Annotated in this window: 19 protein-coding genes and 1 pseudogene; 9 read left to right on the forward strand and 11 right to left on the reverse strand. The window is 72.3% G+C overall.

The window, feature by feature from the left end; genetic code table 11:
* Window positions 1-108: 108 nt before the first annotated feature.
* The 5 genes from ACWDRW_RS22385 to ACWDRW_RS22405 all read right to left on the reverse strand — a co-directional run bounded on the left by ACWDRW_RS22385 (window position 109) and on the right by ACWDRW_RS22405 (window position 4,595).
* On the reverse strand, window positions 109-1,056 hold the full coding sequence (locus ACWDRW_RS22385) for an aminoglycoside phosphotransferase family protein (RefSeq protein ID WP_451725617.1): 948 nt from the start codon (window positions 1,054-1,056) through the stop codon (window positions 109-111).
* A 50-nt stretch (window positions 1,057-1,106) separates the two neighbouring features.
* On the reverse strand, window positions 1,107-2,231 hold the full coding sequence (locus ACWDRW_RS22390) for an aminopeptidase P family protein (RefSeq protein WP_451725618.1): 1,125 nt from the start codon (window positions 2,229-2,231) through the stop codon (window positions 1,107-1,109).
* A gap of 88 nt (window positions 2,232-2,319) precedes the next feature.
* On the reverse strand, window positions 2,320-2,943 hold the full coding sequence (locus tag ACWDRW_RS22395; RefSeq protein ID WP_451725619.1) for a LysE family translocator: 624 nt from the start codon (window positions 2,941-2,943) through the stop codon (window positions 2,320-2,322).
* Between the two features lie 88 nt (window positions 2,944-3,031).
* The gene (locus ACWDRW_RS22400; protein ID WP_451725620.1) at window positions 3,032-3,610 is read right to left on the reverse strand and encodes a PDZ domain-containing protein; all 579 of its coding nucleotides are present in this window, start codon (window positions 3,608-3,610) and stop codon (window positions 3,032-3,034) included.
* 100 nt (window positions 3,611-3,710) lie between these two features.
* Window positions 3,711-4,595, reverse strand: coding sequence for a LysR family transcriptional regulator (locus ACWDRW_RS22405; RefSeq protein WP_451725621.1), 885 nt, complete (start codon window positions 4,593-4,595; stop codon window positions 3,711-3,713).
* 88 nt (window positions 4,596-4,683) lie between these two features.
* Between ACWDRW_RS22405 and ACWDRW_RS22410 the strand changes: the two genes are divergently transcribed.
* Complete coding sequence (locus ACWDRW_RS22410) at window positions 4,684-5,397, forward strand: CTP synthase C-terminal region-related (seleno)protein (protein WP_451725623.1); 714 nt, start codon at window positions 4,684-4,686, stop codon at window positions 5,395-5,397.
* Window positions 5,398-5,444: 47 nt separating this feature from the next.
* On the forward strand, window positions 5,445-6,995 hold the full coding sequence (locus ACWDRW_RS22415; protein WP_451725625.1) for a hypothetical protein: 1,551 nt from the start codon (window positions 5,445-5,447) through the stop codon (window positions 6,993-6,995).
* Here the strand turns inward: ACWDRW_RS22415 and cyc2 are convergent.
* The gene (gene cyc2 / locus ACWDRW_RS22420) at window positions 6,985-9,153 is read right to left on the reverse strand and encodes a germacradienol/geosmin synthase Cyc2 (RefSeq protein WP_451725627.1); all 2,169 of its coding nucleotides are present in this window, start codon (window positions 9,151-9,153) and stop codon (window positions 6,985-6,987) included. The two genes, ACWDRW_RS22415 and cyc2, sit on opposite strands and share 11 nt — an antisense overlap.
* A 167-nt stretch (window positions 9,154-9,320) precedes the next feature.
* Here cyc2 and ACWDRW_RS22425 point away from each other — a divergent pair, with 167 nt between their 5' ends.
* Genes ACWDRW_RS22425 through ACWDRW_RS22435 form a run of 3 tightly spaced genes read left to right on the forward strand, consistent with a single transcriptional unit; the run spans window position 9,321 to window position 12,725 of the window.
* The gene (locus tag ACWDRW_RS22425; RefSeq protein WP_451725629.1) at window positions 9,321-10,559 is read left to right on the forward strand and encodes an endonuclease/exonuclease/phosphatase family protein; all 1,239 of its coding nucleotides are present in this window, start codon (window positions 9,321-9,323) and stop codon (window positions 10,557-10,559) included.
* A gap of 46 nt (window positions 10,560-10,605) precedes the next feature.
* Window positions 10,606-11,466, forward strand: a complete 861-nt coding sequence (locus ACWDRW_RS22430; RefSeq protein WP_451725631.1) for an alpha/beta fold hydrolase — start codon at window positions 10,606-10,608, stop codon at window positions 11,464-11,466.
* On the forward strand, window positions 11,463-12,725 hold the full coding sequence (locus tag ACWDRW_RS22435; RefSeq protein ID WP_451725633.1) for a cytochrome P450: 1,263 nt from the start codon (window positions 11,463-11,465) through the stop codon (window positions 12,723-12,725). The genes ACWDRW_RS22430 and ACWDRW_RS22435 overlap by 4 nt, the downstream gene beginning before the upstream one ends.
* Here ACWDRW_RS22435 and ACWDRW_RS22440 read toward each other — a convergent pair.
* From ACWDRW_RS22440 to ACWDRW_RS22450, 3 genes are all read right to left on the reverse strand, one after another.
* Window positions 12,697-13,899 carry a damage-control phosphatase ARMT1 family protein gene (locus ACWDRW_RS22440; protein WP_451725635.1) on the reverse strand — a complete coding sequence of 401 codons (1,203 nt, stop codon included), beginning with the start codon at window positions 13,897-13,899 and terminating at the stop codon, window positions 12,697-12,699. The genes ACWDRW_RS22435 and ACWDRW_RS22440 overlap by 29 nt on opposite strands.
* 73 nt (window positions 13,900-13,972) lie before the next feature.
* On the reverse strand, window positions 13,973-14,620 hold the full coding sequence (locus tag ACWDRW_RS22445) for a ScbR family autoregulator-binding transcription factor (protein ID WP_451725637.1): 648 nt from the start codon (window positions 14,618-14,620) through the stop codon (window positions 13,973-13,975).
* 70 nt (window positions 14,621-14,690) lie between these two features.
* Window positions 14,691-15,605 carry a ScbA/BarX family gamma-butyrolactone biosynthesis protein gene (locus ACWDRW_RS22450; protein WP_451725638.1) on the reverse strand — a complete coding sequence of 305 codons (915 nt, stop codon included), beginning with the start codon at window positions 15,603-15,605 and terminating at the stop codon, window positions 14,691-14,693.
* A 176-nt stretch (window positions 15,606-15,781) separates the two neighbouring features.
* Between ACWDRW_RS22450 and ACWDRW_RS22455 the strand changes: the two genes are divergently transcribed.
* Both ACWDRW_RS22455 and ACWDRW_RS22460 read left to right on the forward strand, forming a co-directional pair.
* Window positions 15,782-16,450, forward strand: coding sequence for a ScbR family autoregulator-binding transcription factor (locus tag ACWDRW_RS22455; protein ID WP_451725640.1), 669 nt, complete (start codon window positions 15,782-15,784; stop codon window positions 16,448-16,450).
* Window positions 16,447-17,307 carry an NAD(P)H-binding protein gene (locus ACWDRW_RS22460; RefSeq protein WP_451725642.1) on the forward strand — a complete coding sequence of 287 codons (861 nt, stop codon included), beginning with the start codon at window positions 16,447-16,449 and terminating at the stop codon, window positions 17,305-17,307. Before ACWDRW_RS22455 ends, ACWDRW_RS22460 begins: the two co-directional genes overlap by 4 nt.
* A gap of 81 nt (window positions 17,308-17,388) precedes the next feature.
* Here ACWDRW_RS22460 and ACWDRW_RS22465 read toward each other — a convergent pair whose 3' ends face one another.
* On the reverse strand, window positions 17,389-19,188 hold the full coding sequence (locus ACWDRW_RS22465; RefSeq protein WP_451725644.1) for a S8 family peptidase: 1,800 nt from the start codon (window positions 19,186-19,188) through the stop codon (window positions 17,389-17,391).
* Window positions 19,189-19,574: 386 nt separating this feature from the next.
* On the opposite strand from ACWDRW_RS22465, the gene ACWDRW_RS22470 reads away from it, so the two are divergent.
* Window positions 19,575-20,498: a lytic polysaccharide monooxygenase gene (locus ACWDRW_RS22470; protein WP_451725646.1), complete on the forward strand. Its 924-nt coding sequence runs from the start codon at window positions 19,575-19,577 to the stop codon at window positions 20,496-20,498.
* A 259-nt stretch (window positions 20,499-20,757) separates the two neighbouring features.
* Window positions 20,758-22,137, forward strand: a pseudogene (locus ACWDRW_RS22475) (glycoside hydrolase family 43 protein).
* A 13-nt stretch (window positions 22,138-22,150) separates the two neighbouring features.
* Here the strand turns inward: ACWDRW_RS22475 and ACWDRW_RS22480 are convergent.
* Window positions 22,151-23,086, reverse strand: a complete 936-nt coding sequence (locus ACWDRW_RS22480) for an ABC transporter substrate-binding protein (RefSeq protein ID WP_451725648.1) — start codon at window positions 23,084-23,086, stop codon at window positions 22,151-22,153.
* Window positions 23,087-23,126 lie beyond the last annotated feature (40 nt).

Below are 23,126 nucleotides of genomic sequence, written 5' to 3' on the forward strand. Positions count from 1 at the left end.
CCAGGGTCGGGTGTGAGCCTCGGGCGGGCGCGAGCCCGGAGCGGGCGCGAGCCCGGAGCGGGCGCGAGCCCGGAGCGGGCGCGAGCCCGGAGCGGGCGCGAGCCCGGGTCAGGTTTCGTCGTGGGGGGCCTCGTCCTCTCGGAGCTCGGTCACCCGCTCCAGCAGGATCGCCTCCCACGCCACTTCCAGCTGGTGTCGGAGCTGGGGCAGGGGGCCTCGGTCCGGGCCGGTGAGGGCCTCGGCGAGGCGGACGACGGTGTCGCAGCGAGCCAGCCACAGGCCGCGCAGGCAGGGCCGGGCCCCGTAGCCGGCCAGGGTGGCGGCGCGGACGGCGGCCGGGGAGCCGACGGCACGGGCGAGCCCCGCGATGTCCTCCGCGGGGTCGCCCACGACCGTGTCGGTCCAGCCGAGGACGGCGCGCACCCGACCGTCGGCGCTGACCACGAGGTGCTCGCCGGTCAGCCCGTGGTGGACGAGGACGGCGCTGCCGGGCTGGGCGGCGAGCTGTACGGCGGCCGGCGGAGTGAGCTGGTGCAGCCGGGTCGGGTCGAACTCGTCGGTCGCCGCGAGGCGCGCGGCGGCGCGTTCGGCGGCCCGGCGCAGCCCCTCCAGGGAGCGCGGTCCGGTCCTCGGCACACCGAGCGACTCGGCCTGCCGTACGGGGACCTCGCGCAGCCCGGTCAGCAGCCCCGCCAGGTCGGCCTCGCCGAGCGCGGACACGTCGTGCACCTCGGCCGAGCCGCCGGGCAGCTTGGTGTCCAGGGTGTAGGTCAGGCCCGGCGCCCACTCGCCGTAGGCGACGCTCGTCGGTACGGCGACCGGGACGTGCGGGCGGACGAGGTCGCGCAGCCGCAGCTCACGGCGCTGGCGGGCGGCGGCCTCGCGGTCGGGCGCGAGGCGCAGCACATGGCGGGTGCCGACCCACCAGGTGGCGGCCGAGCCGCCCTCGGCGACGGGCCGGACCTCGGGTCCTGCGGTGTCGTCCGCGCCCTCCTTGAGCAGGGAGCGGACCAGTCGGCGGACGGTGTCCGCGGTGGGTGTCGGTGCCTGGGTCATGGGTCGCGCCGTTTGTCGCTGGAGGGTGTGCCGGGGCTGCTGAGGGCCGTTCAGTCCACTATGACGAGCTCGCGGGTCGTGTCGTTGAGGCGCCGTCCGCCGTCCCCGGTGACCGTGACGATGTCCTCGATACGGACCCCGAAGCGTCCGGGCAGGTAGATGCCGGGCTCCACGGAGAAGCACATCCCGGGCACGAGGGGCTGTTCCTCCCCTTCGATCATGTACGGCGGTTCGTGCGTGGTGACGCCGATGCCGTGGCCGGTGCGGTGGATGAAGTACTCGCCGTAGCCGGCGTCCGTGATCACCGCGCGGGCGGCCCGGTCGACCTCCTGGCAGGCGACGCCGGGCCGTACGGCACGGAAGCCCGCCTCCTGGGCCTCGCGCACGACGGCGTGGACCCGGTGCTCCTCGTCGGTGGGCTCGCCGACGTGGACGGTGCGTGAGGTGTCCGAGCCGTACCCGCCCAGGAGGCCGCCGAAGTCGAGGACGACCATGTCGCCGCGCTCGATGACCCGGTCGCCCGCCTCGTGGTGCGGGTTGGCGCCGTTCGGTCCCGAGGCGACGATCGTGAAGTCGACCGTGGTGTGTCCGTGCTCGCGCAGCAGCCGGGCCAGGTCGGCGGCGACGTCGGACTCCGCCCGCCCGGCGAAGGGAACCTTCCGGATCTCCTCGTACGTCGCGTCCGCGGCGGCGCCGGCGGCTGCCAACCGCTCCAATTCCGCCGTGTCCTTGACGGCGCGGAGCATCGGCAGGGCCTCGGTCAGGGAGGCGTAGGAGGAGCCCGGCAGGGTGCGCGTCAGGCCGAGCAGGTGCATGGCCCAGGCGTTGTCGCTGATGCCGAACCGGCCGCCGGAGTCGAGCAGGGCCGCGGTGGCGGCGTAGGGGTCCTTGCCGTCGGTCCAGTCCCGCAGGGCGAGCGCGGGCCCGCCGGGCGCCTTCTCGGCGTCGGGGGCCTCCAGCGCGGGGACGATCAGGGCGGGGTCCTGGCCGGGGACCAGGACGAGCAGCGTGAGCCGTTCGGTGACGTGCGGCGCGTAACCGGTGAGCCAGACCAGGTCGGGTCCCGGCGCGACGAGCAGCCCGGCGAGACCGGCGTCGGCGGCCGCCCGCGCGGCGCGCTCCATACGGGCGCGGTAGTCGTCGGCGGTGAAGGGGGCGGGCGTACGGGCGGTCATCCGGGCCTCCCGGGGCGGGTGAAGGTGACTACGGGCAGCATCCTGCCCGCATGGCGGGGGCGGCGCGAGCCGGTCGGCGGAGCCGGTCTCATCCCTCCAGGGCCATCCGCACGCCGAGGAGCAGCAGCACGCCGCCGGAGACCTGCTCCAGCCGCCTGCGCACTCCCGCGCGGGACAGCAGGCTCTTCATCCGGCCGACGAACCACACGTACAGGCCGTAGTAGCCGATCTCGTAGACCGCCCAGATCGCGGCGAGCGCCACTGTGGCCGGCAGGTGCGGGGCGCCGTCGGGGACGAACTGCGGCAGGAAGGACACGGCGAAGACGGCCGCCTTGGGGTTGGCGAGGTTGAGCAGCAGCCCCGCGCGGTAGGAGGCCCAGCCGCCGCGGCCGCGGATCGCCTCGGCCTCGCTCGTGGGTTCGTGCCGGGCGCGGCGGGCCGCCCGCAGGGTCTGGACGCCGAAGCCGACCAGGACCACGGCGCCGACGACCCGCATCACGTCGTACGCCACCTCCGAGGCCGTCAGCAGGGCGGTGAGGCCGAAGGCGGCGACGACGCCCCACACGAACACGCCGGTCTCGTTGCCCAGGACGGTCAGGAAGCCGGAGCGGCGGCTGTGCAGCGACTGCCGGATGATCAGCACCGTGCTGGGGCCGGGCGAGGCGGCCACGAGGGTGCAGGCCCCGAGGAAGGCGACGAGAGTGGTCGGCATGGGGCCCCATGGTGGCCTGGGCGCGCCTGTGGGGACAGTGGTTTTACGGGACGCCTCAGGCGGGGCGGTACGGTCGGAGCACGGACCCTCAGGTGACGACGCCCGGGACGACCGTCAGCTGCTGGTAGCCGCCGCTCTCATGACGCACCGTCAAGGTGACCTCGGTGCCGGGGCGGGCCTCGGCCACCGCGCGGGCGAGATCGGCCGCCGTGTCGACCCGGGTCGTGCCGAAGACGAGGAGGACGTCACCGCGGACCAGGCCCGCCGACCAGCCGGGCCCGGGCACATGGACGCCGACCACCTCGGCGCCCGCCTTCTCGGCGTCCACCGCCTCCACGCCGAGGGTCGCGGTGACGGTCTCCGCGGTCGGGCCCGGCGTCGCCGCGAGCTTGGGCCGGGGCTCCACCGGGGCCGAGCGGGTGCCGGGCGACGGGGCCGCCTTCTGCAGCTCGGCGAGCTTGCTCATGCCGATCACCGTGGCGCCCACCGTGCCGAGTCCGACGCCGGACAGGACCAGGACGGCGCCGACGAACAGGGCGAACAGCAGTGTTTTCAGCCGTCGTCCGCGCCGGCGCGCGGCGTGCGGGCGGCGGCCGGGCGCCGCCCGGGTGCCGCCGCCGGGGTCCTGACCGGGCATCGGCTTGGGACGCAACGCGGTCTGTTCCATGGCTCGCCTCCAGCCGGCGCACTGCGGATCGTCTCCGGCTCGAGGACTACCCGGGGCGCCGACGCACGACGTGCCACGAACGAGTGAGACTGACCCGGCGTCAAAGGCGGAAGTCCCCTCCCGCGCGGGACGTCAGCGCGGCCGCCAGCTCCTGTGCGGCCCCCTGGAGCGAGTTGGCGTACACCAGCTCCGTGCGGTGGACGAGGCGTGGTGCGGTGACCGGAACGGCGGCCGTGCCCGGTACCCCGGTCGCCAGGGACCGGGGCAGCAGGGTCAGGCCGTGGCCCGCGGCGGCCAGCGCTGCGAGGACGCGCCCGTCCGTGCCCTCGTAGCGCAGGGACGGGCGGAAGCCCTGGCCGCCGCAGGCCGCGCGGAGGTGCGCGAGCGGCAGCCCCGCGTCGGGGGCGTCCAGCCAGCGGGCGTCGGTGAGATCGCCCAGGCGCAGACCGGGGCGCCGGGCCAGCGGATGCGTCCGGGGCAGCAGCACGCACACCGGTTCCTCGCCCGCTCCGCGCGTGGTCAGCGGTGCCACGTCGGCCAGCCGCAGCGGGTCGCTGGGGGCGGCCAGGCCGTCGACGAGGCCCAGGTCGGCGGCGCCGGTGGCGACGGCCGCCGGGATCTCGTCCCGGGCCGGTGCCTTCAGGGTCACCCCGGCGGCCGGGAGCGCGGCGAGGACCCGGGGAACGAGGGCGGTCGGCGCGGCGGCGAGGGTCAGCCCGTGCGCGGGCGCGGACGCCATGCGTACGACGTCGGCGCGGGCCGCGTCCAGGCGCAGCAGCAGGGGGCCCGCGTGCTCCAGGAGGCGCTCGCCCGCTGCCGTGGGGGCGACCGGTCGGCGGGTGAGCAGCGAGGTGCCCAGGTCCTGTTCGAGGGCGGCGATGTGCTGGGACACCGCCGACTGGGTGTAGCCGAGGGCGCGCGCGGCCTCGGAGAAGGAGGCGAGGCGGGCGACGGTGACGTAGGTGCGCAGCAGATGCGGGTCCACGAGGGCCAGGGTGTCATCAGCTCCGCTTATCGATGGTGCAGGGATCATCGTTGGACGTGAACTCGGCCCGGCGCCCAGGATGAAGCGCATGACCGAGACCTGCGCGCGGATCGCCCTGGTCGGCGACCGCTCCCCCAATGTCGTGTCCCACACCCGGATCCCGTTGCTGCTGGACGCCCTCGCCACCCGCGAACGGCTGGTCCTCGACGCGTACTGGATCCCGTCCGAGGAGGCCGGCGAGCCCGGCGCGGTGGACGGGTTCGACGCGGTGTGGGTCGTGCCGGGCGGCCCCTACCGCAGCGAGGCCGGGGTGCTCGCGGCGATCCGCACGGCACGCGAGCGGGGCATCCCGTTCCTCGGGACCTGCGCCGGGTTCCAGCACGCGCTGCTGGAGTTCGCCCGCACGGTCTGCGGGCTGACCGGCGCGGCGCACGCGGAGAACGACCCGGCCGCCGAGGAGCCGCTGATCGCGCCGCTGGCCTGTTCGCTGGTGGGTCACGAGGGCGTGGTCCTGGTCGAGCCGGACTCGCTCGCCCAGTCGGTGCTCGGTTCGGAGCGGACGGTCGAGCGCTACTTCTGCGCTTACGGCCCGGCCCGCCACCTCGACACCCTGAGCGCGCACGGCCTGCGCTTCTCCGGACGGGACGAGGAGGGCGGGGTCCGGGTGGCCGAGCTGCCCGGCCATCCCTTCTTCCTGGCCTCGCTCTTCCAGCCGGAGCTGTCCGGCGACGGCTCGCGTCCGCATCCGATGGTGACGGCGTGGGCCCGGGCCGCCGTCGAACACGCACGTCAGCCCGCCTGAGGGACGCGCCGGGCCCGTTGTCGGTGGGGACTGTTACGTTCTGTGACATGACCGATCACGCCCTGCGCGTCCTGCGCCAGGACCCGCGCCTGGCCGAACTGGCCGCGTTCCCGTTCGACTTCGACCCGCGCCGGGCGGCCCACGGCCATGTCGAACCGGTCCGCCTCGCCTCGGGCGGACCGCTGGAGGTCGTGGCGGGCACCGGCGCGGGCGGCACGTACTTCGTGTGCGCGGACGGCTCGATGCTGTACGCCGACTCCGAGGGCGGGGCCGGGATCATCGGCTCGAGTGTCGAGGAGGCGCTGGAGACGGTGATCGGTCTGCCCTGCTGGTTCGATTTCGTGGACCTCTCGCCGGCGGACGGGGAGCGGGCGATTCTCGCCCGGTTCGCGGAACTCGAGGCGGAACTGCGCGAGCACCACGACCTCGACGCGGCCCGGGCCGAACTCCGCGCCGCCCTGGGCCTTTCCGAGCGGTCCCCGGTGGAGCTGGTCACCCGGCTGCATACCGCGCTCCTGCGCACCGAACCCGACTTCGTGCTGCTCACCGAGGAGGAGGGGTTCGCCTACCGGCTGCTGGACGAACACCCGCGGCCACCTCTGTGGGAACCGGTGCTGGCCCGAGGTCGCGCGGACCTGGCCCGGTTGCGGGCGGCCGGCACCCGCGCCGGGTGGGACGCGGTGGCCGACGATCCCGTACGGCGTCGACTCGTCCTGCGGGCCGCGCAGTTCGACCGGGCCGACGGTGACCTGGACCTGCTGCGGTATCTGCTGTCGCGCGAGAGGGAGTCGTCGATGACGGACGAGCTCCGGCTCGCCGCCGTCCTCGTGGGCCGGCACGGGGACGTCACCGACCTTCCGCTGCTGCACGAGGTCCGGGAGACGGATTTCGACACCCATTGCGGCCTCAGCGAGATGCCCGGGCCGGGCGCGGACGCCTCCGAGCTGGTGAGGTGGGCCGAGGAGCTGGACGAGTGGATGTTCGGCGCGGATCCGGCGGACGAGCCGCTGACGACGTGGACCGAACTCGCCCTGGACCAAGGGATGACCGAACTGGGGCGGGTGGCGCTGATCCGCGCGCTCGACGAGATCTTCCTGGACCAGAGCGTCCTGCTGCGGCCGGGGGATCCGGCCCGGCTGGAGACCGGACGGATCAGCCAGCTCGCCGATGAGCTGGAGCGGGCGGGCGACCTCCCCCAGGCTCTGCGCGCGCGGCGGCTGTACGCCGCGCTCCAGGAGACGGCGTGGGACCGCGTCTCGGCCCACCGGAACCAGGCTCGGCTGGAGCGCCTCTGCGGGCAACTCCGGCGGGCCGGAGCCACCTTGGCCGCGACACGTGATCTCCTGGCCGACCCGGGCGACGATTCCCTGCGGCACTGGAGCCGGACGAACTTCGGCCGCTTCATCGCCGAGGAGCACTACGCCCTGACCCGGGCCCTCGCCGACGCGAGTCACACCGAACCGGACCTCGCGGAACAGGCCCGCGCCCTGCTCACCGCCGCCGACGCGATACTCGGCGAGCTCTCGGAGTTCCCCGCGAAGGGGGTCCGGGAGCTCGCCGAGGACACCGCCGAGCGCGTGCGGGACGTCAGCCCCTGAAGCAGCCGACCGGCAAGGCGGACGGCCGGTCCGGCAGGAAGCCGTGGGCTCGGCGGGCCAGGTGGTCGGACTTGTAGCGGTCCACCTCGCGGTGCCAGTTCAGGATGCCCGCCATCCAGTTCCCGAGGTCGCCGACATACGCCCCCATGGCCTCGCGGGCCTCGGCCGAGAGACCGAAGTCGTCGTAGAGCACCGGTAGTTCCTGGGCGACGACATGCTCGAACTGCTGCATCCGCTGGGTCATCAGATCGTGCACGACGCCGAGGGCGGCCGGGTAGTCGCAGCCGAAGAAGTTCTGCACGACGAGGATCGAGTTGTGGATCTCGCCCTCGTACTCGATCTCCTTCTGGTACGAGAAGACGTCGTTGATGAGGCAGGCGTAGTCGACGGCGGCGTTCTCCAGGGACCGCACGGGGCCGCTTCGGTAGACCTCCGTCGGTACCGCCGGGCCGTGGCCCATCCGGCACAGGGCCATCGTGAGGTCGGCGCCGAAGGTCGCGCGGCGCATCTCCAGGTAGTCGACCGGGTCGGGGATGCGGTGCTGGAGCTGGTTGGACAGCTCCCACACCCAGCTCTCGGTCATGACGTTCACCGCGTCCTTGAGGGTGCGCCGCTGCTCGGGCGTCATCCCGGCGGTCGTCCGCGCCCACAGGTCGACGAGTCCGCGTTCCATGGCGCCGACGGGGACGGGGGTCGCCTCGCCGTCGACGGGCATGCAGTCGGCGAGGCGCCGCGTGGTGAGCCGGGCGGCCGCCAGATCTCGGCGGTGGCCGAAGACGAGGGGGTAGTAGTCATCGCCGTAGGTCCCCCAGGCGAGCCAGGCCGCGCTGAGGTCGAGGGCCTCCTCGGTCGCGTCGGGATCCAGGCCGGCCGAGCACAGGGCCAAATCGGCGGCGGCGAGCCTGTCCTCGTCCCAGACGCCCTCCGCGAGCACGCCCATGCGCCTGCACCAGTCGGTGAGCCGCTGCCGGGCGCCCGGCAGGTGCGGGCAGAGCTCCACCTGGAAGGGCATGTGGATGTCGGGGATCACGGAGGGCCCGACCTTCTGGTACGGCACGTGCGTGTAGGCGCGCAGTCGTTCGGCGCCGGCGGCGGCCAGCAGGGCGCCGACGTCGGCGGCGGAGGTGCCGGGCCCGGTGAGGCCGTCCCAGGGGTCGGTGGGGCGGGCGCGCTCGTTCATGTATCGGCTGGAGCGCATGTGCCAGGCCTGGCCGCCGGACTGCCAGTCCTGCAGGCCCAGGGTGTACGCGGCGATCGCGGCCACCTCGTCCGGGGGCAGGCCGCGCTCCAGGGCGAGCGCGGGGACCTCGGTGAGGGCGGTGTGCTCGAACTGGTGGAGGCGGGAGGTGAGGACGTCGTTGACCATGTCCGCGGCCTGCTGGGTCGTACAGCCGAAGAAGGTCTCCAGGACCAGGACGCCGTTGCTGAGTTCGCCCTCGTCCTCGACCTCGCGCTGGTAGGAGAACAGGTCGTTGCGCAGGTGCACGGCGTCGGAGAAGGTCTCCATCAGCACCCGCAGGGGCCGGGAACCGGCGACCGACTCCGGGACCTCGGCGCGGGCGTACTCCACCAGGCCCGCCGACCAGGGGGCGCCGCCCACCTTGCGACGCATCTCGATGTACTCGACGGGGTTGGCGATCCGCCCCTCGTTGATGTTGGACAGCTCCCACATGGACTCGTTGAGCAGATGCTCGGTGGCCACGGCGAAGCGGCGGCGCCAGCCCGCGGACATGGCCGGGACCGTGCGCGTCCAGAGGTCGGCGAGGCCGGCCTCCACCGGGTTCCGGGGCTCGGGCATCGGCGTCGCGTCGTCCATGGGCATGAAGAGCGCGAGCCGGTCGAGATGGGCCTTGCCGGCGGCGCGGTCCTGGGTGCGCTTGTACATGTCCAGAAAGTGGTCGTCGAAGAAGAAGACCCAGACGTACCAGTCGGTGATCAGGGAGAGGGCGGGGCCGTCGCATTCGGGGTGGGTGTAGGCGCAGAGCAGTCCGTAGTCGTGTGCCTCGAGGTCGGACCGCTCCCAGATCCCGGAACCCTCCAGCATGCCCATCTCGCGCGCCCAGGCGGCCGAGTGGGCGCGGGCCTCATCGACGTGGGGGTTGAGCCGCGCGGGATACGGCATGTAGAAGTGCGGGAGTTCGAAGGGCTGCTGCGTCATGGCCGGGCACTACCCGGTGGCCCATACAGCCATCCGCACGCCGGGACATGATCACACCATCGCGTGAATCCGGGATGAACCCGCGGATTCCGGGGGGCCCTTGTGACGTTCACCTCTACGCGCGCAGACTACGGAAGTTCTCGTGCCCCCTCCCAGCCGGAGTCCCGATGAACCAGCCCGCATCCCTCTCCCGCCGCACCGCTCTCGCCTCGCTCGCCGGAGCGGCGCTGGCCGGCACCGCGGCCTGGCCGGCCCCGGCCGCCGAACGCCACTCCCGCGCCGTCCGGTTCGCGACCTTCAACGCCTCCCTCAACCGTTCCGCCGAGGGCGCGCTCGTCGCCGACCTGTCCACGCCGGACAACACCCAGGCACGCAATGTCGCGGAGACGATCCAACGGGTCGACCCCGACGTCCTGTTGATCAACGAGTTCGACTACGTCGCGGGCGGCGCCGCGGTCCGGCTGTTCCTCGACAACTACCTCGCCGTCGGTCAACGCGGGGCGCGGCCGGTCCGCTACCCGTACCACTTCACCGCCCCGGTCAACACCGGTGTCGCCTCGGGCGTGGACCTGGACGGCCGCAACGGCGCGGTGATGACGCCCGGTTCGGACGCGTACGGCCAGGACTCCTTCGGGTACGGCTGGTTCCCCGGGCAGTACGGCATGGTCGTGCTCTCCAAGTACCCGATCGGCACCCGCTCGGTGCGTACCTTCCAGCGCTTCCTGTGGAAGGACATGCCCGGCCACCTGATGCCCCCGGGCTACTACGGCGCGGAGGCGACGGCCGTCTTCCGGCTGTCCTCCAAGAGCCACTGGGACGTGCCGGTGCGGATCGGCCACGAGACGGTGCACTTCCTGGTGTCGCACCCCACGCCGCCCACCTTCGACGGCCCGGAGGACCGCAACGGCCGCCGCAACCACGACGAGATCCGGCTGTGGGCCGACTACATCGGCGGGCGCGGGCGCGGCGCCTACCTCTACGACGACCGGGGTGTGCGCGGCGGGCTGCGGCCGGGGGCGCGCTTCGTGCTGGCCGGCGACCAGAACGCGGATCCGTCCGACGGGGACAGCTACGCCCACGCCATCCGGCTGCTGCTGGACCACCCGGCGGTCCGCCGGCCCGCCACCCCGCCCGCGAGCGCGGGCGCGCCCGAGGCGGCAGCGCTCCAGGGCGGCGCCAACGTCTCGCACAGCGGCGATCCGGCGTACGACACCGCGGACTTCAGCGACGGCGCCCCCGGCAATCTGCGCGTGGACTACGTCCTGCCCTCGCGCGGACTGGTCCCCGGCGCCAACGGCGTGTTCTGGCCGACGTCGGCCGATCCGCTGTACCGGCTGGTGGGCGGCGGGGCGAACGTCCCGACGTCGGACCACCGGCTGGTGTGGCAGGACGTGTACGTCCGCTGAATCACGTGCTCTTGCCGAGCCCGGGCGGGAGGGCCACCGTAAGCGCATGACCTCCTTCACGCTCCCGCACGAGCTGCACGGCGCCGGTGCCCACAAGGTGTTCGCGGTGCACGGCTGGTTCGCCGACCGGTCCGCGTACGCAAGCGTCCTGCCGGATCTCGACGTGACGTCCTTCACCTACGCGCTGGTCGATCTGCGCGGCTACGGCGAGGCCAAAGACGCCGTGGGGGCGTACTCGACGGCCGAGGCGGCGCAGGACCTGCTGGAGCTGGCCGACCGGCTCGGCTGGGAGCGGTTCTCGGTGGTGGGGCACTCGATGGGCGGGACGGTGGCGCAGCGGCTGCTGGCGCTGGCGCCGGGGCGGCTGCGCCGGATCGTGGGCGTCTCCCCGGTGCCCGCCTCGGGGCTGCCGCTCCCCGCCGAGCAGTGGGAGCTGTTCGCGGACGCGGCCCACATGGCGGAGAACCGGCGGGCGATCATCGACTTCACCACCGGTGGTGTCCGCCCCGCCGCCTGGCTGAACCGCATGGTCAGCCGGTCCCTCGCGGTCAGCGATCCGAAGGCGTTCCGGTCCTGGCTGGACTCCTGGGCCGGGGAGGACTTCCACGCCGAGGTGGCGGGCGCCCGGGTGCCCGCGCTGGCCGTCACGGGCCGCCTCGACCCGGCGCTGTCGGCGGCGCTGCTGCGCGAGACCTGGCGGCGCTGGTACCCGTACGGCGAGGTGCGGGAGCTGACCTCGGCGGGGCACTACGCGATGGACGAGACACCGCTGGAACTGATCCAGATGGTGGAGGCCTTCCTCGACTCGGACGACGAGGACGAGCCGAACGGGCCGGAGGCACCGGCGCAAAGCGCGGCGCCGGGAGGGCCGGCCGCGGCCGAGGCGCGCGAGGGCGAGGAGGCGTGACCTTCCGGCCGTCCCCGCCCGTCCCCGACGTCTTCGATCCCCGGCAGTACGCCACCGGCGTGCCCTACGCCGCCTACCGTGTCCTGCGCGACCACCACCCGGTGGCCTGGCAGGACGAGCCCGAGGTGCTGGGCTGGCCCGCGGGTACCGGCTTCTGGGCGGTGACCCGGCACGAGGACGTGGTCCGGGTGCTCAAGGACCCGCTGACGTACTCCTCCCATCTGGGCGCCACCCAGATCCGGGATCCGGACCCGGCGGACCTGCCGTTCATCCGACGCATGATGCTCAATCAGGATCCGCCCCAGCACGGCCGACTGAGGAGACTGGTCAGCCGGGCGTTCACCCCGGGCCGCGTCGACCGTTTCACCGCGGTCGCCGAGAAGCGCGCCCAGAGCCTGTTGGCGCAGGCCATGGCGACGGCGCGCGAGGGGGACGGCACGGTCGACCTGGTCACCGCCGTCACCGACGACTACGCCCTGCTCAACCTGGCCGACCTGCTCGGCGTCCCGGAGCGGGACCGCGGGCTGCTGCTGCACTGGACGCAGCGGGTCATCGGCTACCAGGACCCGGACGAGGCCGGGCCGCCGGTGCTGGACCGGACGGGCAAGCCGGTCAACCCGCGGTCCCCCGCGATGCTGCGGGACATGTTCGACTACGCCCGCGAACTGGCCGTGTACAAACGGCGGTACCCGGCGGACGACGTGCTCACGATCCTCGCGCACGACGCCGAACTCACCGGCCCCGAGCTGGAGATGTTCTTCTTCCTGCTCACCGTCGCGGGAAACGACACCGTGCGCTCGGCGGCACCCGGCGGCCTGCTGGCCCTGTCCGAGCACCCACAGGTCTACGACCGCCTGCGCGCCGGCGACATCGAACTCGCGCCCGCCGTGGACGAGTTGCTGCGCTGGCATCCGCCGGTGCTGACCTTCCGCCGGACCGCCGACCAGGACACCGAGCTGGCCGGGCAGCGGATCGGCGCCGGCGACAAGGTGGTCGTCTTCCACGCCTCCGCCAACCGTGACGAGCGGGTCTTCGCCGAGCCCGACCGGCTGGACCTGACCCGCGCGCCGAACCCGCACGTCTCCTTCGGCGACGGCCCGCACGTCTGCCTGGGCGCGCACTTCGCCCGGCTGCAACTGCGGGTGCTGTACCGGGAGGCGCTGCGGGTGCTGCCGGTCCTGCGCGGCGCGGGTCCGCCCGTGCGGCTGGTGTCGAACTTCATCAACGGGATCAAGTCGCTGCCCGTCCAGGTGCGTTGACCTGGACGAGTGCGCGGGTCCCGCTGGTGCGCCAGCGCTGTCCCTCGGCCGCGGTCAGGGCGGCCTCCGTCCCGGCGTCCAGGCCGGTGATCACCTCGGACTTCAGGGTGCGCAGGGCGGCGACCGGGCCAGGGAAGTACGCGGTGACGTCAGTGAAGGCGGTGGTCGGCGGCCAGCGGCGATCACCCACCAGGCGCCGGTAGTTGAGGTCGCCCTTGAGGACGGTCAACGTGGCTCCGGCGAACTCCGCACGGAGGTCGCCGGGCATCCGCTCGTACGGCAGGGGCGCGCAGGAGAAGGGGTGGGCGCGAACCGTGAGCCGGCCGTCGGTGAGCGCCGTCCACAGCGTGTCGCCGTACGCCCGTGCCGCGCCGGACGAGGACCTGAGCCGGCGCAGGGCGTCGAGTACGTCGGCGGGGGTGGCGTCGGAGACGAAGTACGGGTACGGCTTGACGTGCAGCACGGCCCGCTCGACGCGGCCGGTGCTCAGGAGGTGGGCGATCAGCAGCAGGTCGGGGACGAGTTCGCGGCCCGCGTTGTCGGCGACGAGACACAGCAGGGGTACGGTGGCCGGGGCGGGCGTCAGCAGGGACCACAGGGCCGTGCTGTCGTCGGCCACCAGGGGTGGGGTGCCCTCCGGCGTGGTACCGCCCGCGTCGGACAGCCGGAAGCCTAGGTCGGCGCGGTTGCCCCACAGGGAGCCGTGCAGCAGGGCCCGGTCCCGCTCCTCGGCGGACAGCTCGGCGAGACCGTCGAGCGCGGCCAGTTCCTCGTCCGTCTCCGCGGAGTCCAGCTCGGCCAGTTTGGCGGGCCGGAACGGGTCGACGCCCTGCCAGGCGCCGGGCGCGAAGTAGCCGACGGCGTCGAGGAGTCTGCGGTAGAACCAGCTCTCCGCCCACAGCCACGGCAGGGCGGTCCAGGGGCGGCCCGTGTGGTCGGCGAGGCCCCACTCCCGCCAGCGGTCCCGGTCGTGGGCGTCGGCGGGGAGCGGTTCGACGACGCCCTTGGTGCACTCGTCGAGGAGCACGTCGAGCGCGGCCCGCCGCTCGGGCCCGTACGGGAAGGCCTCGCGCACCTGACGGATGATCGCCGGGTGCCGTTCGGTGAGGACGGAGTGCGGGAAGGACCCGGGTTCGTCGCCGAGGATGACAGGCGGAGGCGGGGTGTCGCGCATACGCCGACCGTATCGCGCACCAGGCTGTCTCAGCCGCCTCGGGCCCGGTGGTCCGGCCCCTGGTTTCGCCACCTCACCCGATCCTGGCCTCCCGCTCCAGTTGGTTCGCCAGCGTCAGATAGCGCGGCCTGCGCGGCACCGGGACCATGCCGCGGATCAGGAACTGCCACATCTCCGCGACCCGCCGGGGCTGCCGCGCGACGGGTTCGAGGGAGCGGCCGACGACCCGGGTACCGACGAAGAAGCAGACCAGGGAGTGGGCCGCGGCGTCGATGTCGACGTCCGCATGGACGTCCGACTCCTTGACCGCGCCCACGAGTTTGCGGGAGGCGATGTCCAGCCACTCCGTGAAGGGGTGCTGCAGCGGGGCCTTCACCGCCACTCCGCCGGTGGCCAGTCGGAGCCCGGCCCGCGGGATCGGGCCCTCCACGGACATGCGGCTGATCCCGAACGTCGTGCGCATCAGCGTTTCCAGGGAGGAGTAGCCGCGCGCCTCCATCTCGCCGGCGATCTGCCGGGAGGCCTGGGACTGCAGCTCCATGATCGCGCGGGCCAGGTCCTCCTTCGCCGCGAAGTGGAAGTACAGGGCTCCCTTGGTGACTTGGGCGTGCTCGACGATGTCGCTCAGACTGGTCGATTCATAGCCGCGACGATCGAACAGGTCAGCGGCAGCGGTGATGATCGTCGCGCGGGTCTGTTCAGCGCGTAACTGCCTCGCCATCGGCTGGACTCTCCTGGGGCGGAAAAGAACGGGTCATGCCGTTTGTTTTTTACTCCCCGTACACCATAACTCACGGCGCAACCGTACCCACCCGGCATGCGAAGACTGCCGAGTCCCCCTGGATGCCGACGACTTGGACCTGACCCTCCGAACCGGGCTTCGCCTCGATCCATGTGGGCTGGTCCAGTTCGGCGTAGCGGTCGAAGGTCGCGTGGAACGACACCGGCGCGCACCGCCCGCCGCCCACGACCCGAGCCGCCTGACCGGCCGCCTCCAGCAGCAGCATGCCGGGAACGTGGTCGAGGGGGTGGTCGAAGAAAACGGGATGCGCGGTATCTACTCGCAACTGCCAGCGCCCCGGACGGTCAGGGCGGGCGAGGACGACATCGGCGGGGACCGTGCGACCCACCAGGGCGGGCAGCGGTCCGGGCGGCGGGAGCGGCACGGTGTCGGTGGTGGCCGTACGGCCGCCGCGCAGCCTGCGGTAGACGGCCTCGCTGGTCCAGGACGCGGCGAAGTACGCGCTCGCCACCCGCGTCTCCTCTATGGCCACATCCGCCGTGAGCCGGAACGCGGCCACTCGCCCCGCGCGGTGGCGGACGTCGAAGATCTCGACGGCGACGGCCGCCTCGGCGGGGGCGGGGCCCACGGCGAGGTGCTCGGGACGGGTGCTGACGCGCAACTCCTGGAGCACGAACCGGTAGCCGAGCGGGACGTCGTACTCGGTGTGGGCGAGGAGGGTTCCGCTCTGCCGAACCGTTTCGGTGACGAGCAGCGGCTCGTATGCGGTACGGTCGCTCGACACGTGTACCTGGTGGGCCCGCGGCCACTGCGCCGCGACGTCGAAGCGGTCGGCCCCGATCCGGCGCCAGCCGGTGAGGAGGGTCTCGGCGACGGCCGCGCGGTGCACCAGCTGGCGGGGCACAGTGGTGGTGAGCGCCTCGGACGCCGCAGGGAAATCGGCGAGTTCCGGCATATGAGGCATGTGTCTCCCTGGCTCCCCCGACAGTGCTGACAGACGGCGAGGTGCCCGTGCCGTGAGCGCTAGAGTACGAGCCGACCGGTTTGTTTTCAATGAGACCAGGGTGACCAGGATCGGTGCACGTCCGGGCCGTCGTACTGTGGGCCATCCGGTCAACTCGGCGCTTCGGAGGGCCCCTTATGGCGAAGCAGGAACGCGCCATCAGGACGCGCAGAGCGATCCTGGAAGCCGCGGGCGCGGTGTTCGACGAGCACGGCTACGCCTCGACGACGATCTCCATGGTGCTGGAGCGGGCCGAAGTCACCAAGGGTGCCCTGTACTTCCACTTCCCTTCCAAGGAGTCTCTCGCCCAGGCCGTACTGGACGAGCAGGTGCCCTTCGGTGCGGTGCCGCCGCAGCCGTGCAAGCTCCAGGAAATGGTGGACATGAGCTTCGTCTACGGTCGGCGGCTGCTGCACAACCCGCTGCTCCAGGGCAGTGTCCGCCTGACCGTGGACCAGGCCACGCCACCGGGAGTCGATCACAGCGGACCGTTCCGGCAGTGGGCGGACCATCTGGTCGACCTGCTGGAAGAGGCCCAGAAGCAGAATGAGTTGCTGCCCGCCGTCGTGCCGCGGGAGACGGTGGAGCTGCTGGTCGGGTCCTTCGCCGGCATTCAGCTGATGTCCCGGGCGCTGACCGGACGGGAGGATCTCGCGCACCGCCTCTCCGTGATGTGGGCGCACATCCTGCCGAGCATCGCCGTGCCGGGGCTGCTGGGCCGGCTGGACACCGCGCCGGACCGGGGCGCGCGGATCCTGGCCTCACTCGAGGAGGAGGCCGAGCTGATGCAGGGGGCCGAACCATGATCCTGCTCACCGGAGCGACCGGAACGGTCGGCGGTCTCGTCGCCCGTCGGCTGCGCGGCGCCGTACCCCTGCGGCTGCTGACCCGCCGCCCGGACCGCGCGGCGGGCCTCGCCGGACCCCAAGTGGAGGTCGTGGGCGGTGACTTCGACGATCCGGCGAGTCTGCGGGCCGCGCTGACCGGAGTGACGTCCACGCTGCTGGTCACCGCGAATCCGCTGACGCACGTCCATGACGAGCACTTCGTGGCGGCGGCGCGCGAGGTCGGCGTACGGCAGGTGGTGAAGCTGTCGGCGCTCGCGGTCACCGACCCCGGCGCAGACGACCTGATCACGATCTGGCAGCGGCACAACGAGCAACTGCTGCGCGAGTCGGGGTTGTTGTGGACGCTGCTGCGCCCGCGCGCCTTCATGTCCAACACGCTCGGCTGGGCCATCTCCGTGCGCGCCGAGGGTGTCGTACGGGCGGCGGGCGGGACCGCGGTCAACGCCACTGTCGATCCCCGGGACATCGCCGAGGTGGCGGCACTGACGCTGCTGGACCCGACAGCGCACACCGGGCGGGCGTACGGGCTCACCGGGCCCGAGGCCCTCAGCGCCGAGGACCAGACGAAGATCCTCGGGGAGCTGCTGGAACGGCCTTTGAGCTTCGAGGAGTTGACCGGTGCCGAGGCACTGCGCCGACTGCTCGGGCGGTATCCGGCGCCGATCGCCGAGGCGCTCGCCGAGAGCGCGGCGCGAGGGCGGGCCGGGGCGAAGGCGCAGGTGGACCCGACGGTCGAGGAGCTGCTGGGACGGCCCGCGGGAAGTTACCGGCAGTGGGCCCTCGACCATCTGGAGGCGTTCCGGGGCCGGGCATGACGACGGGCCGGCCGATGCCCCATCCGCACCGGCCGACCCGTCCGCTGTGAGGAACCCCGAGGGTTCCCATGTCCGGCTCGCTCAGAAGGTCAGCTTCCAGCTGTTGAGCGTGCCCGTGTCCTGCGCCGCCGTGTCCTGGACCCGCAGCTTCCAGGTGCCGTTCGCGACCTCCGCGGAGGCGTTCACCGTGTAGGTGGTGTTGACGTTGTCCGCGGAGTCCGAGGAGCTGGCGGACTTCAGGCGGTACGTCGATCCGTCCGGGGCGACCAGGTCGATGACCAGGTCACCGCGGTAGGTGTGGGTGATGTCCACGCCGACCTGGAGCGCCGAGGGGGCGTTGCCGGTGCGGCCGGAGACGGTGATCGGGGACTCGATCGTGCCGTTGTCCGGGACCGCGACGGCCGAGGTGCTGGTGAAGGTGGTGCCCCCCGTGGAGCCGCCGGACCCGCTCACCGCCTGCACCGTCTTGGCCGCGTCGGCCAGGCCCGCGCCACAGCCGCCCGAGCAGGTACCGGCCAGCGGACGCGAGTTGGTCTTGATCGCGGACTCGATCTGGGCCGGGGTCAGCGCGGAGTTCTTCGACTTCATCAGCGCGGCGAGACCCGCGACGTGCGGGGCGGCCATGCTGGTGCCCTGGTAGTACTCGTAGCTCTCCGCGCCGGGACCCTGCGCGCCGGAGTTCAGCGTGGACAGGATGCCGTTGGTGGTGACGGAGTTGGTCTCACCACCGGGAGCGGCGATGTCGACGACCGTGCCGTAGTTGGAGTAGTAGGAGCGGTTGCCCTGGCGGTCGGCGGCCGCGACGCTGATGACGTTGTTGCAGCTGGCCGGCGAGTAGTTGGCCGCGTTGGCGTTGCTGTTGCCCGCCGCGACGACGACCGTGGTGCCGCGGTTCACGGCGGCGTTGATCGCGTTCTGGGTCGCGGTGGTGCAGGCGCCGCCGCCACCGAGGCTCATGTTGATGACCTTCGCGACGTTCGTGTTGGCCGGGACACCGGAGACCGTCCCGCCGGACGCCCAGGTGATGGCGTCGATGATGTCGGAGTCGTAGCCACCGCACTTGCCGAGGACCCGCAGCGGGGAGACCTTCGCGCCGTACGCGACACCGGCCACGCCCTTGCCGTTGTTGGTGGCCGCGGCGATGGTTCCGGCCACGTGGGTGCCGTGCCAGGAGGAGTCGTAGGCCGGGTCGCCGGACTGGCACTCGCTCGCCGCGGTCCAGTCGCCCGGGTCGGCCGGGTTGCTGTCCCGGCCGCCGCCGTCGTTGGCCACGGTCGCGTCGGAGATGAAGTCGTAGCCGCCGACGATGTTCGCCGCGAGGTCGGAGTGGGCGACATAGCCGGTGTCGATCACCGCGACGGTCACCCCGGAGCCGGTCGCGAGGTCCCAGGCGCCCGGCACGTTCATGCCCGCGGTCGTCTCGAACAGGTCCCACTGCTTGGTGTACTCGGTGTCGTTCGGCGTGGCGAGCGGCTTGTTCAGCCGGTCCGGTACGACGTAGGAGACCTGCGGGTCGGCCTCGTACTCGGCAATGACGTCGGCGACATCCGCCTTGGTCAGGTCCTCGCCGAGGTCGACGAGCGCGGCACCGGTGCCGAGGCGGCGCTGGAAGTCCAGCTCCTCGCCGGCCTCCTTGCCCTTGGCGACGGCGTCGGCGTCGGCGGCCTTGTTCGACTTCGCCTCGGCGGCACCGGACTTGTAGCCGACGATGAGACGCTCGGCCGGGGCGCCGGGGGCGGCCTCGGTGCGGGTGGCGGGGGCGTCCTGGGGGGCGGCGGAATCCTGGGCGACGGCGACCGAGGCGGTAGCGGCCGTGAACAGCGCGGCGGAGACCGCGGCGACGGATATCAGCTTCCGTCGCACGGAGGGAGAGGTACGCAAGGGCTTGCCTTTCGTGGCCGTACTCCGGGCAGCGCGGAGCGGCGGTCGATGCGCTTCGTCCTCGAAGCGGAGGGGGGGAGAACCGAAAAGCGGTGCGATGGCCCGGCCAGGCGTGGGGACCGACCCGTCCGGGGTTACCTGTGGGTCGGCTGTGCTGGAACGATAGGCAAACAGCTGGTCATAGGGATACAGGGGAAACCCTCGATCCGGCCGGAAACCAACCCTCGGCGTCCACCGGTTGACCGCTTGTGTCCGTCTTTGCACGGGCTCGCAGGGGATGAACGCAGCGGGCTCCGCGCCCGTACTGGTCAGAAGCAGACGGTCCCGTCCCGGCCCGGCACGGCCCGGCGGCGGACCGACCCGGAGCGGCCGAGGAGACCCGTCACATGACCCGGACCCGCGCTCGGGGCGCCGCCCTGGCGGCGGCCCCCGCGCTGCTCGCCCTGTGGACCGCGGCCCCGGCGGCCGCGCACGGCGCGCCCACGGATCCGGTCAGCCGGGTCATGGCCTGCTCCCCCGAGGGCAACAGCGCGGCGCGGTCGGCCGCTTGCCGGGCGGCCGTCGCCGCGAACGGCGCGCCCTTCACGGCCTGGGACAACCTGCGCATCGCGAACGTGAACGGCCGGGACCGGCAGACCGTCCCCGACGGCCGGCTGTGCAGCGGCGGCCTGCCCGCCTACCGAGGCCTCGACCTGGCCCGCGCCGACTGGCCCTCGACCCAGCTGCGGCCGGGCGCCGGCCTGACCATGCGCTACGTCTCGACCATCCCGCACACCGGCACCTTCCGCCTGTACCTCACCAAGCAGGGCTACGACCCGACCCGTCCGCTCACCTGGTCCGACCTGCCGGAACAGCCCTTCGCCGAGGTACGCGACCCGGCGCTGACGGACGGCGCCTACCGGATCCCGGCGACCCTGCCGAAGGACCGGACGGGACGTCATGTGCTGTACACGATCTGGCAGAACAGCAGTACCCCGGACACGTACTACTCGTGCTCGGACGTGGTGTTCCCGGAAAACGAGGGCGCGACCGACAAGGAGAGCACGGCACAGAAGGAGGAGCCCGCGGAGAAGGAGAGCGCGCGGGAGCGGCAGAGCGCGACCGCACCCTCGGCCTCCCCTCCACCCTCGCCCTCGCCCTCGCCCGCCGCGCCCTCCCCGTCGCCCACCTCGGTCGACGACCGCCGTACGGCGGTCACGAAGGCGGACGCGGAGTCCGGCCCCTCGGCTCCGCTGCTGGCGGGCGGCGCCGCCGCGGTGCTGGCGGTCACCGGCGGCGCAGCCGTGGCCGTACGGCTTCGGCGGCGCTGAACCATGCCGTCGCCTCTCCCTTGACCCTCGAAAGTAACCCCGGGTAACTTCCCCGAACGCTGCCGCGGAGAACGGCGGGAGGCGGGGGAGCCCGCCTGAACCGGGCTTCCCCGCCGACCGTCACGACGGAAACCGGCCAACGCGGCCCACCTCATTGACGTACCCCTGCCCCGCCCCTACCTTCTGACCGCTCCACCGAACTGCGTTCGCGATACCGAACAGTTACCCGCATCAGCAGTGACCGCTCCTGGAGTTCCCCATGACCGCTCTGTCCCGCAGAACACTCCTAGGCCTGGCGGCGACCACCCCGCTGGCCGCGACCGGCGCGCTGACCCTCGGCTCCGGGACCGCGCACGCCGCGGACTCCGCCTACGTGATGGCCTACTTCACCGAGTCGAACACCATGCTGGAGGCCAACTACGGTCTGCACCTGGCCGTCAGCACCGACGGTCTGCGCTGGACCCCGCTGAACCAGAACGCCCCCGTGGTCACCCCGACCGCCGGAGCCGGCGGTCTGCGCGACCCGTTCGTACTGCGCAAGCAGGACGGCACCTTCGTCGTGCTGGCGACGGATCTGAGCGGCACCGACTGGAGCCGCACCAGCGTGTACATCCACGTCTGGGACTCGGTGGACCTGCGCTCGTTCACCGGCTACCGGTTGCTGAAGCTGCACGACATGACCACCACGCACAGCTGGGCCCCGGAGGCCTACTGGGACGCGGGGCGGGGGCGGTACGGGATCCTCTACTCGTCGGTGAACAGCAGCGGCCACAACGTGATCATGGTGAGCTACACGACCGACTTCCGGACGACGACCGGCCCGCAGGTCTTCTTCGATCCCGGCTACGACGTCATCGACGGCAACCTCACCGTCGGTGTGAACGGCGTCAACCACCTCTAGTACAAGCGGGACCAGACCCTCGTCGGGGCGCGATCCACCACCCTGAACCCGGGCAGCTTCACCCCCTACAGCACTCCGGTCGCGCACGGCGGCACCGAGGCGCCGACGGTGGTGAAGTCACTGACGTCCGGCACCTGGTACCTGTGGGGGGACACCTACACCCCCAACGGCGTCTTCTACGCCTGGCAGTCCACCGACCTCGCCTCCGGCATCTGGACGCCGGTCGACCAGAGGCGGTACACGCAGCCCCTCAACTCCAAGCACTGCGGTATCCACCCGATCACCTCGACCGAGTACGACAATCTGCTCACCCGGTGGGGCGCCCCCGCCTGGAACCGGCTCAAGTCGTACAACTTCCCCGACCGTTACGTCCGGCACAGCGGTTTCGCCGGACGGATCTACGCGTACCCCTTCGACCCGTACCCCGACTCCCAGTGGAAACTGGTGCCGGGGCTCGCGGACGCGGCCGGGGTGTCGTTCCAGTCGGTCAATTACCCGACGCGCTACCTGCGGCACCACAGCTACAACCTGCGCCTGGACGCGAACGACGGGACGTCGTCCTTCGCCGGGGACGCGACCTTCTACCGTACGGCGGGGCTGGCGGACGCGTCCTGGGCGTCCTTCCGGTCGTACAACAACCCGACCCGGTACGTCCGTCACTACGACTACGCCCTGCGGATCGATCCCGTCTCCACAGCGACGGAGCGGCAGGACGCGACGTTCCAGGTCGGGTTCTGACGTCGTCTCCCGGTCAGCCGAGGCCGACCGACTTCAGCCACTCCTTGGCCACGTCGAGCGGGTCCTTGTTCTCCAGCTGGACCTGGGAGTCGAGGTCGAGCAGCGTCTTGGTGTCGAGCTTGGCGGAGACCGCGTTGAGCGCGTCGACGCCCTCCTGCGACAGGCCCGACTTGTAGACCAGCGGGGTCACGTTGGCGAAGCCGAAGAGGTTCTCCGGGTCCTGGAGGACGACGAACTTCTCCTTGGTGATGGTCGGGTCCGTGGTGAAGATGTCCGCGGCCTGCACGGTGTTCTTCGTCAGCGCCGCCTGGGTCAGCGGACCGCCGGCGTCGAGGGCCTTGAAGGACTTGAACTCGACGCCGTAGACGTCCTTCAGGCCGACCAGGCCCTGGTGCCGGGTCTGGAACTCGGGCGAACCGCCGATGACCATCTCGGGCGCGATGTCCTTGAGGTCCGCGAGGGTGGACTCGGCGGTGAGGTTGTACTTCTTCGCCGTCGCCGCGTTGACGCTCACGGAGTCCTTGTCCTCGGCGGGCGAGGACTCCAGCAGCGTCAGCTTCTTGTCCAGCTTGGTCTGCACCGCCGCGTTCACTGCGTCGGCGCTCTTCTGCTCCGCCTTCGGGTCCAGGTACGCCAGCAGCGAGCCGTTGTACTCGGGCAGCACCGTGATGGAGCCGTTCTTGAGCAGGCCGTAAGTGGTCTCACGGCTGCCGATGTTGGGCTTGTACTCGACCTTGACGCCCTTGGCCTTCAGGGCCTCGCCGTAGATGTCGGCGAGCAGGATGGACTCGGCGAAGTTGTTGGAGCCGACGACGACGGTGTCGCCGCTGGCCTTGTCCCCGGCCAGGGGGTTGTCGTTCTCGTCGTCGGACGAGCCACATCCCGCGAGCAGGGCCGCGGCGGCGGCCAGCGCGACGATGGACCTGCTGCGTGGGGCGGTAGAAGTCACGATTCCCGTTCCGGACTGAGGGGTTGGGCGGACGGCAGTT

Source organism: Streptomyces sp. NPDC003635, from assembly GCF_053587635.1.

Coding starts and splice junctions, on each gene's coding strand:
- ACWDRW_RS22385 (WP_451725617.1), bottom strand. CDS start 1,056: ATGACCCAGGCACCGACACCCACCGCGGACACCGTCCGCCGACTGGTC.
- ACWDRW_RS22390 (WP_451725618.1), bottom strand. CDS start 2,231: ATGACCGCCCGTACGCCCGCCCCCTTCACCGCCGACGACTACCGCGCC.
- ACWDRW_RS22395 (WP_451725619.1), bottom strand. CDS start 2,943: ATGCCGACCACTCTCGTCGCCTTCCTCGGGGCCTGCACCCTCGTGGCC.
- ACWDRW_RS22400 (WP_451725620.1), bottom strand. CDS start 3,610: ATGGAACAGACCGCGTTGCGTCCCAAGCCGATGCCCGGTCAGGACCCC.
- ACWDRW_RS22410 (WP_451725623.1), top strand. CDS start 4,684: ATGACCGAGACCTGCGCGCGGATCGCCCTGGTCGGCGACCGCTCCCCC.
- ACWDRW_RS22415 (WP_451725625.1), top strand. CDS start 5,445: ATGACCGATCACGCCCTGCGCGTCCTGCGCCAGGACCCGCGCCTGGCC.
- cyc2 (WP_451725627.1), bottom strand. CDS start 9,153: ATGACGCAGCAGCCCTTCGAACTCCCGCACTTCTACATGCCGTATCCC.
- ACWDRW_RS22425 (WP_451725629.1), top strand. CDS start 9,321: ATGAACCAGCCCGCATCCCTCTCCCGCCGCACCGCTCTCGCCTCGCTC.
- ACWDRW_RS22430 (WP_451725631.1), top strand. CDS start 10,606: ATGACCTCCTTCACGCTCCCGCACGAGCTGCACGGCGCCGGTGCCCAC.
- ACWDRW_RS22440 (WP_451725635.1), bottom strand. CDS start 13,899: ATGCGCGACACCCCGCCTCCGCCTGTCATCCTCGGCGACGAACCCGGG.
- ACWDRW_RS22445 (WP_451725637.1), bottom strand. CDS start 14,620: ATGGCGAGGCAGTTACGCGCTGAACAGACCCGCGCGACGATCATCACC.
- ACWDRW_RS22450 (WP_451725638.1), bottom strand. CDS start 15,605: ATGCCTCATATGCCGGAACTCGCCGATTTCCCTGCGGCGTCCGAGGCG.
- ACWDRW_RS22455 (WP_451725640.1), top strand. CDS start 15,782: ATGGCGAAGCAGGAACGCGCCATCAGGACGCGCAGAGCGATCCTGGAA.
- ACWDRW_RS22460 (WP_451725642.1), top strand. CDS start 16,447: ATGATCCTGCTCACCGGAGCGACCGGAACGGTCGGCGGTCTCGTCGCC.
- ACWDRW_RS22470 (WP_451725646.1), top strand. CDS start 19,575: ATGACCCGGACCCGCGCTCGGGGCGCCGCCCTGGCGGCGGCCCCCGCG.